12 protein-coding genes are annotated in these 13,426 nt (G+C 35.8%); 8 read left to right on the forward strand and 4 right to left on the reverse strand.

All coding sequences use genetic code 11. The features are described 5' to 3' along the window. Positions 1 to 178: 178 nt before the first annotated feature. Positions 179 to 1,627, reverse strand: coding sequence for an AAA family ATPase (locus AB6N09_RS05150; RefSeq protein ID WP_411131862.1), 1,449 nt, complete (start codon positions 1,625 to 1,627; stop codon positions 179 to 181). Between the two features lie 196 nt (positions 1,628 to 1,823). Between AB6N09_RS05150 and AB6N09_RS05155 the strand changes: the two genes are divergently transcribed. From AB6N09_RS05155 to AB6N09_RS05165, 3 genes are all read left to right on the forward strand, one after another. Then, complete coding sequence (locus tag AB6N09_RS05155; protein ID WP_411131863.1) at positions 1,824 to 2,447, forward strand: murein hydrolase activator EnvC family protein; 624 nt, start codon at positions 1,824 to 1,826, stop codon at positions 2,445 to 2,447. Positions 2,448 to 2,459: 12 nt separating this feature from the next. Further along, the gene (gene leuS / locus AB6N09_RS05160; RefSeq protein ID WP_411131864.1) at positions 2,460 to 5,003 is read left to right on the forward strand and encodes a leucine--tRNA ligase; all 2,544 of its coding nucleotides are present in this window, start codon (positions 2,460 to 2,462) and stop codon (positions 5,001 to 5,003) included. Positions 5,004 to 5,126: 123 nt separating this feature from the next. After that, positions 5,127 to 5,804, forward strand: a complete 678-nt coding sequence (locus tag AB6N09_RS05165; RefSeq protein WP_411131865.1) for a hypothetical protein — start codon at positions 5,127 to 5,129, stop codon at positions 5,802 to 5,804. A 334-nt stretch (positions 5,805 to 6,138) separates the two neighbouring features. On the opposite strand, the gene nth is transcribed toward AB6N09_RS05165, so the two are convergent. Next, on the reverse strand, positions 6,139 to 6,822 hold the full coding sequence (nth, locus tag AB6N09_RS05170; protein WP_411131874.1) for an endonuclease III: 684 nt from the start codon (positions 6,820 to 6,822) through the stop codon (positions 6,139 to 6,141). Positions 6,823 to 6,841: 19 nt separating this feature from the next. Next, positions 6,842 to 8,269: an isocitrate dehydrogenase gene (gene icd, locus AB6N09_RS05175; protein WP_411131866.1), complete on the reverse strand. Its 1,428-nt coding sequence runs from the start codon at positions 8,267 to 8,269 to the stop codon at positions 6,842 to 6,844. 360 nt (positions 8,270 to 8,629) lie between these two features. Between icd and AB6N09_RS05180 the strand changes: the two genes are divergently transcribed. The 5 genes from AB6N09_RS05180 (at position 8,630) to AB6N09_RS05200 (ending at position 12,469) form a co-directional block, all read left to right on the forward strand. After that, positions 8,630 to 8,920 carry an RDD family protein gene (locus AB6N09_RS05180; RefSeq protein WP_411131868.1) on the forward strand — a complete coding sequence of 97 codons (291 nt, stop codon included), beginning with the start codon at positions 8,630 to 8,632 and terminating at the stop codon, positions 8,918 to 8,920. 327 nt (positions 8,921 to 9,247) lie between these two features. Further along, positions 9,248 to 10,555 (forward strand): adenylosuccinate synthase, encoded by a 1,308-nt coding sequence (locus AB6N09_RS05185; protein WP_411131869.1) that lies wholly within the window; start codon positions 9,248 to 9,250, stop codon positions 10,553 to 10,555. 228 nt (positions 10,556 to 10,783) lie between these two features. Next, the gene (locus AB6N09_RS05190; RefSeq protein WP_411131870.1) at positions 10,784 to 11,590 is read left to right on the forward strand and encodes a hypothetical protein; all 807 of its coding nucleotides are present in this window, start codon (positions 10,784 to 10,786) and stop codon (positions 11,588 to 11,590) included. A gap of 89 nt (positions 11,591 to 11,679) precedes the next feature. After that, complete coding sequence (locus tag AB6N09_RS05195; RefSeq protein ID WP_411131871.1) at positions 11,680 to 11,853, forward strand: hypothetical protein; 174 nt, start codon at positions 11,680 to 11,682, stop codon at positions 11,851 to 11,853. Positions 11,854 to 11,890: 37 nt separating this feature from the next. Further along, positions 11,891 to 12,469 carry a hypothetical protein gene (locus AB6N09_RS05200; protein WP_411131872.1) on the forward strand — a complete coding sequence of 193 codons (579 nt, stop codon included), beginning with the start codon at positions 11,891 to 11,893 and terminating at the stop codon, positions 12,467 to 12,469. Positions 12,470 to 12,498: 29 nt separating this feature from the next. On the opposite strand, the gene AB6N09_RS05205 is transcribed toward AB6N09_RS05200, so the two are convergent. Next, positions 12,499 to 13,227 carry a type I glutamate--ammonia ligase gene (locus AB6N09_RS05205; RefSeq protein ID WP_411131873.1) on the reverse strand — a complete coding sequence of 243 codons (729 nt, stop codon included), beginning with the start codon at positions 13,225 to 13,227 and terminating at the stop codon, positions 12,499 to 12,501. Positions 13,228 to 13,426 lie beyond the last annotated feature (199 nt).

Raw genomic sequence — 13,426 nt, forward strand, 5'->3', positions numbered from 1 at the left:
AAATTTCTTAAATATTTATTACCAAAGTAGTATCCTGGATCCCAGTGTCGGAGCACTGGGATGACAAGAATAGGGGCTACTGGTGTGACGAGAAGAGAGCACTGGAATGAAAGGAGGAGGACTACTTGGATAATAGGAAAAGGAGGTGCTGGGGTTACACACTGGCAAAACGGTATCTTTAATTTGTCCTATTACAATTGTTATTACCATTTAACAACTCTCCAAAATCAATTATATTTGAAAAATAGTCACTATCTATAACGTCATCACTTACACCATTAACGTGAATGAGGACTGGACGGCATGAAAAGCCTTTTGGACGGTTTAGTGTATCTATTTTCGTTTGTACTTCCTGGATTATTGAACGACCAATTTTATTCTTTGAAAATTTGATTTCGCAAATATAGAGAGTGTTAAACTTTGTTTGAATCATATAATCAATTTGACAACCAGCACTATTACGCGTTCCATTCTGAAAAAATGGATTTTCGCTTACTATTCCATCAATTCCCAAGATATTATGTATGCTTTTTCTATTGTTAAGTACCAAATTTTCAAACTGAAGTCCGATGATTGTATGCCACTCCGGTAGAGATGCGAGCAATCCCATGGAGTAGGTGTTGCGATTAATTTTTCCTAGATTTTTTTCAATATATTTTAGATAAAACCTTAAATAGTTATCTTGAAGTCTGTACCTTCTTAGTCGCGAATCAATACCTGTTTTTATATTCCAAGTGTGATCCTTTGCAATAAAACCAGCAAGCTCGAGCTCATATAGATACTCGGAAATGCGTCCATGTCTCGCAATGTCTAAAGCAGCACAAATTTCTTCCTGTTCTTTAGCTCCAGTAGAAAGAGCCCTAACTATTTGCTTATAAAAAACTGTTTTTCGCATGAATAAATCTGAAAATATTTGGTCAAATTCCTCAACTAAAAACCCGCATTTCGAGAAACAAAGCTTTTTGATATTTTCTTCAGCACTGTGTTTAAAATTTACCTCTTCTAAATATTTTGGAATTCCGCCGGTTACTGCGAGTACCTTAAATTTTTCATATGCTGAAATATTTTTTGGCCAAAATCTATTGCAATCAGAAAGTGCTAATTCCCCGAGTGTCAAAGTCAATGATATTCTTCCAACAAAACCAGTGCTACTGAGTATGTTTTTTTCGATCCAAGATGATGCAGATCCACACACAACAAAAATTAACTTGTTGTTATTCTTTAGCTGTGTATCCCAAAAATTCTTTATTTTGCCTAAAAAAGTTGGATCTTTTGAACCCATCCAAGAAATCTCATCAAATAGCAGTAATATTTTCCCTGATAGTAGACGCTCGCCAACTGCCCATAGTAAATCGCTCCAGTCATCATACCTAGCAAAAGACGTATTAAACTGCCTAGCAATTTGCCTAGAAAATTCATTAAGTTGGTGAGATATTGTAGTATGCTTCTCCGGTGGTAAACCTATAAATGAATAATATTGCTCGAAATGCTTGCCAAACTCTTGAATTAAACGACTTTTTCCTATACGACGCCTTCCTTTGACTACTACAAAGGATGCGGTATTTTTTTCTTTAAGCTCCAGTAATTGCTTTAACTCAGCTTGCCTACCAATAAATGATGGAGACATAAAACATGAAATGTAAATCTTTGTCTCTATTATGAGCTATAAAATTGGAGACGTAAATAAATAAATTGTGATTTTTGTCTCCATTATGAGCTATAAAATTGGAGACATAAACAAATAAACAGAAAAAATAACATAAAAATCTTTTTACCTTCAAAAGTATGCTATTTAATATAGTTTAAGTCATCTAAATAGATTTATGCGGCGTATAGCCTCGTTCTTTATATTATCGGCAATACTAATAAGCTGCGGACTGCAAAAACCTGCACTTGTGCTGCTTAAAGGTGAAGAGTTTTATGGAAAAAGAGACCTAGAATATACAAGCGAATATCATTTAATTAGAGAGGATGTTGATTCTTCGATAAAAAAAGAAAATAGAAAAGCCGTCGTAGATAAGGTACATAGAGATAACAATAAAGCGCAAAATGTGGAAATTAATGGAGTAAGTTGTAAATTTGTAATGCCAGTTAAAGGTACTATTATTTCAACTGCCTCCTCTGATGAAGTATGCAAAGATGGAGTAAAAATTGCTGCTCAAGGCGGAACGAATGTGGTTGCTTCTGCACCTGGTAAAGTGATATATGTAGGCAAAGGGCTGAGGTGGTATGGAAATTTAATTATAGTAGAACACAAAGATAATTATGTGACTGTGTACTCCTATTTAAAAAACATACACGTTGAAATTGGTGATAAAGTAAAACAGGGTCAAGTAATTGGATCTGCAGGTAAGTCAAGTACGCAGGATAAAGATCCGCAGATGTGCTTTACAGTACGGCATAACGGTCAAGCGGTTGATCCTTTGAAGCATATGGACTGTAATTGAATTTGGATTTATATGAAATATGATTTTAAAAACGTTGAAAAATTTTATCAAGATAAGTGGAATTTCTCTGTAAGCGAAAGTAGCAAACAAGAGAAATGTTACGTATTAGAGATGTTTCCATATCCATCTGGAAAAATTCACATGGGACACTTACGAAACTATGCAATAGGAGATGTAATAGCACGTTACAAGAGAGCTTGCAGATTTGAGATTTTGCACCCAATTGGCTGGGATGCGTTTGGGTTACCCGCTGAAAATGCAGCAAGGGATAATAATATTAGCCCTGCGGCATGGACAAAAGAGAATATAGATAATATGCGTGCGCAGCTTAGATCTATAGGCCTTTCTTATAATTGGGAGCGTGAACTCTCCACATGTGAGCCTGACTATTACAAACACGAACAAAAATTTTTCCTGGATTTTTTAAAACATGGACTTGCCTATCGAAAAGAGTCGTGGGTTAACTGGGATCCAGTTGACCAGACAGTGCTTGCAAATGAACAAGTAGTCGACGGAAAAGGATGGCGTTCAGGCGCGGTTGTTGAAAAACGTAAATTATCCCAATGGTTTTTAAAGATTACCGATTTCGCTGAAGATTTACTCAAGTGCCTGCAAGATTTTAAAAATTGGCCAGAAAAAGTCAAAACAATGCAAGAGCGCTGGATAGGAAAATCCGAAGGGGTAACTATAGAGTTTGAAATAGTTGGTCTAAATAAGAAATTAAAGATTTTTACAACTTCTCCTCAAACTTTGTTTGGAGCTTCTTTTCTTGCGGTAGCAGCAGAGCACCCTATTGTGCAGGATATCATGCTTCCAGATGCTCCTGAAGTTTTGTCATCCCAGTGCTTAAACACTGGGATCCAGCAAAAAGATGAATGGATTCCAGCGTCACGCGCTGGAATGACAATTGATGATATAAAAACAAATGGGGAAAATGACGAAAAATTTGCAATTTACACTGGATTGAACGTTAAACACCCATTTCTTGACAAGGAATTGCCACTTTATATAGCGAATTTTGTATTGATGGAGTATGGAGAAGGTGCAATTTTTGGATGCCCTGCACATGATCAGCGTGACTTTGAATTTGCACAGAAGTATAATTTGCCGATCATTCCTGTAGTGCGTGAAGAGGGCGCACAAGCCACAGAGACCTTAAAAGAAGTATACACCTGCGATGGGGTAATGTTCAACTCTGAATTCTTAAACGGATTAACTGTCAGCAAAGCAAAGGAAGTAGCCATTAAAAAGCTTGAAGAAAAAGGAATGGGCAAAAAAACGATAAACTATCGCTTACATGATTGGGGAATTTCAAGGCAGCGTTATTGGGGATGCCCTATACCTATTATATATTGTAAAGATTGTGGTACTGTACCAGTGCCGGAAAAAGACCTTCCTGTAGTTCTGCCAACGGATGTGGAATTTAAAAGTGGTAGTAATCCACTTGATAAACACCCAACATGGAAATTCGTTGAGTGTCCAAAATGCGGAGAGCAAGCAGAGCGTGAAACTGATACATTTGACACATTTTTTGAATCTTCCTGGTATTTTGCTGCATTTTGTAGTGAAAATAAATATATCAATAAGGATGCGTGTAATCGTTTTATGCCTGTAGATTATTATATAGGTGGAATAGAACATGCGATCTTGCACCTGCTTTACTCACGATTTTTCTGCCGCGCTTTAACCAAATGTGGTTACCTTGATACTAAGGAGCCTTTCTCTACTTTAATCACTCAAGGAATGGTTTGCCATGTAACTTACAAAGATGAGAATGGCAAATGGCTTTTTCCTGAAGAAGCAAAGGCATTGATGGAACAAGGTGCTGAGGTTCAAGTTGGAAAAGTTGAGAAGATGAGTAAATCAAAAAAGAATACAGTTGACCCAAATTTTATCATAGAAAAGTACGGTGCTGATACTGCTCGCTTGTTCGTATTATCTGATACTCCTCCAGAGAAAGATATGGAATGGTCCGATGATGGCGTAGAAGGTTGTTCTCGCTATATAAATAAATTGTGGCGCATGGTAATGCAGCTAAGACCTGTGAACATGCGCTATAATAACGAAAGTGTTACAGGTAAACTTTTAGAATACAGAAAAAAAATACATAAGCTCTTGCACGGACTTACAGATGACTTGGAAAACTGCAGATTAAACTGTGTAGTGGCAAAATTCCGTGAAATGACGAATTTAATAGCTGAAATAAGCGTAAAAGCTGGAAAATCTCTTATTGATGAAGGTATATGTATACTAATCAGAGTAATTGAGCCATTTATACCACACCTGGCTGAAAACTTATGGCAAGAAATGGGAGGCAAAGGTATGCTATATCTAAAGCCTTGGCCACAAGCTGTCAAGTCACTGCTAATTGATGATATGGTGACCGTGGCAGTTCAGATCAATGGAAAACTGCGTGCAACAATCGAGGTGGTAGTTGACTTATCTCAAGAAGAATTAAAGAAAATAGCGATAGACTACGTGTCCAACAGGATCGATCAAAGCAAAGTTCGCGCTATATATGCTGTACCAAATAAGATAGTAAACATAGTTATATAAAAATCTAAGTAGCGCTTTCCTAACTTTATAGTTATACTTTTTTTGATATGTAGTTATAACCTTTTTAATATAAAGGTTATATACTTGTGCGTTATATATATATTTTTTTGTATGAGGAGTTATATGAAAATGAAGAGATTATGTGCCTTAGCTGTATTACTCACCTCATCTTTAGCGAGTGCAGCAGGTGATGTAGTGGCTAATTTAGAAGGTCAGTATTACGCAGGTTTAAACTTTGGTGCCGGCTGGGGCGGTGGCTTTATAGTGAAACCTAGCATTGTTTTTGGTTACCATCATGATAAAAACTCTAAATTTGAACTTGAGGTTCTCAGTAATGTTAAGTCGTTAAAGAGCATAGGAGCTAGCTTATTGGCAAACTACCGTTTTTATCCTGACCTTGATATCGATCCTGTTAAGCTATACGTCAGTAGAGGTTTAGGTGGATATCTCCAGATAGTACCTTTTGGCTTTGGTGGTGGAACTCAAACTGATGAAGATGATAAAACGACCACTACTACAAGTGATGACGGAACTACCACTACTACTACAACCGATAGTACAAGCGGCGCTATAGTAGATAGAACTACTCCGGATATTTATGGTACAGAGTCCCATGGTCAATCTTTAGCAGACAAAATACTGCGTTCTATTTCTTATAAACTGAAGGTTGGTGTTGATTATGAATTTACTCCACAGATAGTTGGCGCAGTTGGTATTACCGTAGGCGGGCAACTTGGTGGTTTAAAAGCGTTAAAAATGCAAAATGCAACTTCAGAGGTAAGAATTCGTTATAATTTTTAGATGTATTTTTAGTATTTATGTAAAAAGGGATTGAAAATCGACTTCTTGCATAACTAAACTAGCAGAAAAAAAAGGCAAACAAACCACGTGTGGCGAGTTTTGACTCTATAATACTTTAAATTGGCGCTATAATAATTTACTGACGCTTAGTTTAAGCGCGATTTGGCTGAATGTAGAAAAAATGAAAAAGACATGCAGCCGGTATAATTTGATACAATCCGCCAAAAAATACCCTGAGTTTTTTACTGAATTTTGTCATTGAGCCTGCAGATCAAAAACAAGTTTTGAGTCAGAAATACACTTGCTTTTATAGCAACAGGTCTGACGAAATTTGTCAAGTAGTTTTTTTGTTCCCATGGTTTAGGCAGCTATTTGGGCAACAGATCTTATACCTCTTGCTCTCAAATTCGCATAAATCATGAATTATGCACGTTTCACATGAGGGTTTTTGTGCTTTGCAAACATATCTACCATGCAAAATCAGCCAATGATGAGCATAAAGCAGGTATTTCTTTGGAACTACATTTAAAAGAGATTGCTCCGCTTTAAATACATCTTTTTCTTTCACAAGCCCTACTCTATTGCTAACTCTAAAAACATGAGTATCAACCGCCAATGTTGGAACGCCAAGCCCTGAATTTAAGAACACATTAGCGCTCTTTCTCCCAACCCCTGGTAAAGAGACCAAATCGTCAAAATTCGCAGGAACTTCGCTATTGTACCGCTCAACTAATATTTTGCTGAGCTCAATTATGTTTTTTGCCTTGGAATTATACAAACCAATGCTGCTTATGCGTTTCCTCAGCTCGTTCTGCCCCAATTCTAGCATCTTTTCTGGTGTATCAGTGATGCTAAATAGCTCTTTTGTAATTTTATTAACGCTTACATCGGTCGTCCGCGCTGACAAAACTATTGCAACCAGCAATGTAAAATGATTGGTATAATTTAGCTCTATTTTCGGTATAGAATTCGACTGCTTGAACTTTTCAAATATCAATTCTATTTTTTTTGAGTCCATTTCATTTATAGCATTTTTTTTAAGAAAAGAACCCCTCTTTCCCATCATACAAATACAACTTATCCATTCTCACCACGTCAAAGTTATTTTCTTCAAGTTTGACTAGCAGGTTATTTACATCATTATTTGTAATAGTTTTCTTTTCATTATTTGCAATAAACCTGCAGGTTATTTGGTCACTTAAAGATTTTGGACTTCCCGGCCAAATTGCAAGACCTTTTGAGTATATTGCTATAATTTTCGGATTACTCGATTCAAATAACTTCACTATTTGATCAAAACCAGCTGACTTACTCCAGGCAATTGTTATATCGCTACCAACCAGCTTTCTAACTTTGTAGTCCTGCTTACAGTTATCTTGCGTTTTATTCACTCTACTATCTGAGCCACTGCCAATTATAAGTTCAGATAACATCTTGGGTTTTTTCCCTAGATTATCTATAACAGCTTCTGCAAATTCTTTAGTACCAACTTTTTGCTTACTCTTTTTCCACTTATATAAATCGGCAGTGTGTACTCCATCCTCTAAAGTCTTCAGCCACGCATCGTAAATCAGTTTTGCAGCACCCACTTGACCCATGTAAATTAGCATATGCACTGCAGCATTTAAAAGCCCTGAAGGATTAGCCATGTTTTTTCCTGCAATATCAGGAGCAGAGCCGTGTACTGCTTCAAACATCGCGTATTCACTCCCTATATTGCTACTTCCAGCTAACCCTACAGAACCTGAGATTTGTGCTACTATATCTGACAATATATCACCATACAAGTTCTCAGTTACTATAACATCGAAATTCTCGGGTTCTGTGGCAACATGTGCCATTCCAATATCAATTATATAATGTTCTGCCTTTATATATGGATATTCTTTTGCAATACAATCAAACGCTGCATGGAAAGTGCCGTCGGTCATTTTCATTATGTTATCTTTAGTTAGGCAAGTTACTTTCTTTCTATCATGCTTTTTCGCGTATTCAAAAGCATACCTGCATATCTTCTCTGAGCCGGATCTAGTAATAATTTTAGTGCACTGATAAGAATCACCAGTGAGTCTGTGCTCTATCCCTGTATAAACGTCTTCCTCATTTTCGCGTATTACCACGATATCAAACTTATCGAATTTATTTTCTATAACAGGATGGTATGAAATGCATGGCCTGATATTTGCATATAACCCTAAGTTCTTTCTAAGTGCAACGTTTAAGCTTTTGTGACCTTTACCTTGCGGAGTTGTTGTCGGAGATTTTAATAACACCTTTGTTCTTTTAATCGATTCCCAACCACTCGGAGAAATTCCATGAGACCATTCTTTGTTATAAACACACTCTCCTATTTTAATAACATCTACCGAGATCTTTGCCTCTGCTTCGCGCAATATTGACAGCACCGCTTCCATAATCTCCGGCCCGATACCGTCACCATATGCAACTGTGATTGGTGTTGACATAACTCTCCTAACTATAAATGACCTAATGTTAATTCAAATGATAGAATGACACAAGTAGTCAATATTACCTAAATTAGCATACTTGCGGTTATTTAATAACATACTTTTATACTAGTACGTCATTGTAAAACATGTAAAGTATACGAATACTGAAATAAGTTACGCCGGAATTCTGAGGCAAGTTTTAGCAAGTGTGATCGACTGTATTTTATGGATAACAATAGCATTCGTTTCAGCTTTCTGTTTAACTCTATCATCTATACCACATAATGGTGATGTAAGTGATATTTACATCACATCTACCCATATGATAATTTTTATGACAACACTGCTTATAACATATATAATATTAATATATTAATGATAACGAAGTACGGTGGCACTCGAGGAAGACTATTGTGCAGCATACGTATAAAAGACGCAAATACATTTACAAACGTTACCCTAATGCAAGCAACAATAAGATACATTTTTAGGGAAGGCATTTGGCTCACTTATAATCTTCTGTCTGATCCTCTGCCTGGTTATGTTTCTGGATGTCTTTTAATTGTACTAATCTCAGCTTTAGTGTTTGCAATATTTGACCAATGCAAACAAACATTTTACGACAAAATTGCAAAAACAGTAGTGATAGACTATAAACCTAATTGATATTTTCCTTTAGGTCTAGTAACTAAGGGCGTCATGAAAGCAGCCTCTATGATGTCATTCAAGCGCCCCTTCGGTGTCAGCTACTTGGGTGACAAGAAAAGGGCACTGGTATGATAAGAAATGTGCTACTTTCATGACGCACTTCCAGTGAGGGTTGCTCTCAAACTACAATGTTCGTATAGTTGTGAGCTAAAAAACATTCAAACAATAGTTTAGAGAGTTACTCAAACCTAGAAAGTCAGATCTTAGCTAACCAGCTCAGAGAATTACTCCTTGTCATTTGTGGTGTACTGCATTAATATTTACTTGTTAATCCAGAAGATATTGATGAATAATATTGTAATTGTTGGTCTACAGTGGGGCGATGAAGGAAAGGGTAAAATAGTAGATTATCTTTCTGAGAACGCAGACGTAGTCGTAAGATTTCAGGGGGGGAATAATGCAGGGCATACTATAGTAATAGATGATGAGGTTTATAAATTAAATTTGCTGCCTTCCGCTGTTTTAAGGATGTGCAAAATATCTGTTATAGGAAACGGTGTTGCTCTTGATTCACATGCTCTAATCTCAGAAATAGAGTCATTAAAAACTAGAGGTATAGATATCAACCCGAGCAATTTGATTGTATCTGAAAGCTGCCCATTAATACTTAGTGTACATAAGGACAAGGAAAAGTTATTTGAAGATTTAAACGGGAATCACAAAATTGGCACAACAAACAAAGGAATAGGGCCTTGTTATGAAGATAAAGTTGGAAGAAGAGCTATACGCCTTTGTGACTTAGAAAACGCAGATGAGCTCAATAACAGAGTGGATACTCTTCTGAATTATCACAATGCTATCAGGAAAGGCCTAAACTGGCTGGTAGTAAAAAAAGAGGAAATGTTAAAGGAAATTGAAGAGATCGCAAAAAAAATTCTTCCATACAAAAAGCCAGTATGGAAAATATTGAATGACCTTACAAGAGAAGATAAAAAAATAATATTTGAAGGCGCCCAAGGCACATTTTTAGATATCGACCATGGGACATACCCTTTCGTTACTTCAAGCAATACCGTAGCATCACAAGCAATAACAGGCTCAGGATTGTTTTCCAATGCCTATGTTATCGGTGTAGCAAAAGCTTATACAACAAGAGTAGGCAACGGTCCATTCCCTACTGAGCAGAAAAATGAAGTGGGAGATAGCTTATTTGCTATAGGCAAGGAGCTTGGAACAGTGAGTAATAGAAGAAGACGCTGCGGTTGGTTTGATGCAGTTTTAGTTCGCCATGCAGTGCAACTCTCTGGAGTTTCAAGTGTTGTATTAACTAAACTGGATATTCTTGACTCTTTTGACACAGTTAAAATATGTACTAGTTATAAGTACAGTGGAAGAATATACGATTATTTGCCTGCATCACATTCAATACAAGAAGAATTGGAGCCGATGTATGAGGAATTTCCTGGTTGGAAAGAAAACACTCAAGGCAAAAGGTCGGTTGAGGAATTGCCTGCAAATTTGATGAAATATGTAAGAAAAATAGAAGAATTAATAGGTGTCCCAATTTATCTGATTTCAACCAGTCCAAAGAGGGAAGACGTTATAAAGCTTAAAGATTTTAAGTTTCCTGAGAATATTCTTGCGTCTTATTAACTGTTATCCAGTAAAACGCTTATTTAGCGAAAAAAACACTTGCGCGACTTTAAACATTAACCTATTATGCAAAGCTGTTTTGCATAATGATGTATGGTGAAGGTAAATTCAGTGTATAACGAAAGCAAAAAAGTTGAGCTCAAGTCTAACGCTTAGAGTTATTTTCAACATTTCATTGTCAGGATTTGTGTAGAAGAGATTTTAACAGCAATGTAGTGGGGGTATATTATGATCGGTGAAGGAAGCAAATTATTACTAGAAGCATTGAGGATAAGAAATCAGGAGGATGAATTCTTTTTTGCAGTACAAGTGATTGATGCAATAGATGAATTGCTAAAACTGCATGATAGATTATGTTCATCAGGGAGAAACAATTGTATTAATGATGTAGAGAAGTTCAGCAAATCTGGTCGTGGGCTGTGTGAGTTTCAATTTCTTCAGAGCCGTATCGTTTGTGAAGAGGAGCCTCCCATTAGGGGCCTTGCTATAATGAAATTTCTTTACCCAACTCTAGTAGATGAAAATCTATATAAAGAATTATACAAGTTCAATGATCTTATCAAAAATTTTTGCAGCACATCTGGTTCTACTAATTATGAACAAACAAGTTCTCAATTGAATGAGATGGTAAAAGGTTTTAAGTTGGAAGATCTGAAAAATAGGATAAAGTTGTTAGTCCTTTTGAGAGGACATATAGACTTTACTACTATACGAAAAGCCTATGATGATTGGTGTTTTATTGATTTAATGGATGATGTTAATTTTAGACAAGAATATGTGAATAAAGTCGTAGAAGAAAGAGAACGGCCTATTAGTGAGAATCTTAAAAAAAATATAGATAAATGTGCAAGTTTGACAGCACAGGGAAAGCAAATTGCAAGTAAGTACTTTGAAGGAAAAGTAAGCTTTCAAGCTTACTGTGAAGAAACTGACAATGCCAGTAGAGCCTTAAACGTTAATCTTATTAACTATAATGGAAGTGAGCCAATTAAGATTAGTGATATTTTACAGCAGGAGAAAGATATTGTAAGTTGAATATCTATTGCAATAAAAAGCATGACATATGCGCTCGTCGAGAAGATAAAAAAAGATATTATGAATTTAAAGAAGGTGCATGTCATTAAATGACAAGTAAGTGGCCTGTAGAAGATGAGTCTGGGAACATCTCAACTTTTACCATGGTTATGAATCTGGATAGTACTGGAATAACTGAAATACTAAGATTTAATAGTAAGGAATCTGAAGATGAGGGTTATATATTATTGTCAGAAGAAGATAAAAAATTAATAAAAAAATGAGGAATTATACATTGAAAACTTATCCTTATATGAAGCTGTGGAGGAATTTTTAGGAATGCAGCGTAATAGAGAAAAGGTGATACGAATAGATGGGAAGCGTGACTCTTCATTGCCTGACGTTATACCTAAAGATATTGGTAGTAATCCTACTACTAACGGTACATCAATACCTACGAGAGCTAATTTACGAAACAATAAAACTCAGACAAAGGATGACCAGAATCTTGTAAAAGCTGAGCAGAAAATAAAAAAATTAAAAGCACAAAATAAAAAACTAGAACAAAAAGGTAAAGAGTTAGAGCAGATGGTAGAAGGGATACCTGACGTGGACTACCTAAGGTCACTGATTAGACACCTTGGATTTCAAAATGCTCTTAAAATGCAAGAATTAGATAATGAACAGTTTAGCGCTAGAAGAGACTTCAATAAAATAAGTCAGCTAGGAAAAGAACTTGATTTATTAGGGCGTGCATCAGAATGCATGAAAGGTTTGGAGGGTCTCATTCGATGTATTTCATTAGATGATGCTGGATACTATAGCGATGAGGAGTCTGATGATACACATTCTAATTCTCCAATCAAGAACGTGAGTCAATCGCGTAGATGTTCAATATAGAATATACCTTGAGCTAACATGGTTATAGCTCATACCAAACTCTCCATCTTATATTGAGAATCGGATGCAACACCATACACTCTGTTTGGTGGGGCAATTTTGTTTTCTATGCCAAAGGTGATACCTTCAATTATTGCTGCAAGCACTTTTTCAATGTTGCAGTCTGCTCCAGGAACGCGGTGTTCTAGGCGACATTTATTGCCAGAATTGAGTATTCTTATCGCAGCAGTTCTATTATTCACGCCCCAACTAACTGTGGTTGGGGTATGAATGTCTGAATATTGAAATCTTAAATACGAATCATCATTTGGAGCAAAAAATAACATATGTTTTTTCATTATAGCACATAATCCACCAATACTATGAATCAAGTAATCACTATACTTTTGTTCGCTGCGGTAAAATAAGTTGCTGCTGTTTGAATCCACCAAATTAACATGTACGTTTAATGCACTGCCTGCTCTATCTAAGTAGGGTTTTGCTTTGAAGGAAGCATTCCCACCAAGTTTTTGTGCTGTTTCAGTAATTAATTCTTTTACTAACTCAAAATGCTTGATTAAGTTATTAGAATTGGTGTAACAACCACTTTTTATCTCATATTGATGCATGGAACTCTCTTTCTCACAGGAAAATCCAAGTGAAGCTATTTTATTTTTAATATTACTAAGAAATAAATGTTCTTTTTCTATTTCTTCAATGTAAAATTCTAGTTCAATACCGAGTTTAGCATAACAACTTAAACCACTTAATATGATCATAGATTTACTTCAGTAAGTTTATATTAGGTTAGTTATATTTATATGAGCACTTTACTTTTTTGCCAATAAATTTAATATCTTATTTATACATAATACATTATTATCAACTATGTTTTTTAAAAATTTTTTATTTGTGTGATTTTGCAACTTTACCCAGTCATATGGGCAATAAAAACCAGTTTGTTATAGAAAATAGATT

It is taken from the genome of Wolbachia endosymbiont of Tettigetta isshikii (assembly GCF_041154185.1).
Lineage (GTDB): Bacteria > Pseudomonadota > Alphaproteobacteria > Rickettsiales > Anaplasmataceae > Wolbachia.

Bases quoted from the DNA above. Each gene is read 5' to 3' on its own strand.
- AB6N09_RS05150 (WP_411131862.1), bottom strand. From the start codon at position 1,627: ATGTCTCCATCATTTATTGGTAGGCAAGCTGAGTTAAAGCAATTACTG.
- AB6N09_RS05155 (WP_411131863.1), top strand. From the start codon at position 1,824: ATGCGGCGTATAGCCTCGTTCTTTATATTATCGGCAATACTAATAAGC.
- leuS (WP_411131864.1), top strand. From the start codon at position 2,460: ATGAAATATGATTTTAAAAACGTTGAAAAATTTTATCAAGATAAGTGG.
- AB6N09_RS05165 (WP_411131865.1), top strand. From the start codon at position 5,127: ATGAAAATGAAGAGATTATGTGCCTTAGCTGTATTACTCACCTCATCT.
- nth (WP_411131874.1), bottom strand. From the start codon at position 6,822: ATGGACTCAAAAAAAATAGAATTGATATTTGAAAAGTTCAAGCAGTCG.
- icd (WP_411131866.1), bottom strand. From the start codon at position 8,269: ATGTCAACACCAATCACAGTTGCATATGGTGACGGTATCGGGCCGGAG.
- AB6N09_RS05180 (WP_411131868.1), top strand. From the start codon at position 8,630: ATGATAACGAAGTACGGTGGCACTCGAGGAAGACTATTGTGCAGCATA.
- AB6N09_RS05185 (WP_411131869.1), top strand. From the start codon at position 9,248: ATGAATAATATTGTAATTGTTGGTCTACAGTGGGGCGATGAAGGAAAG.
- AB6N09_RS05190 (WP_411131870.1), top strand. From the start codon at position 10,784: ATGATCGGTGAAGGAAGCAAATTATTACTAGAAGCATTGAGGATAAGA.
- AB6N09_RS05195 (WP_411131871.1), top strand. From the start codon at position 11,680: ATGACAAGTAAGTGGCCTGTAGAAGATGAGTCTGGGAACATCTCAACT.
- AB6N09_RS05205 (WP_411131873.1), bottom strand. From the start codon at position 13,227: ATGATCATATTAAGTGGTTTAAGTTGTTATGCTAAACTCGGTATTGAA.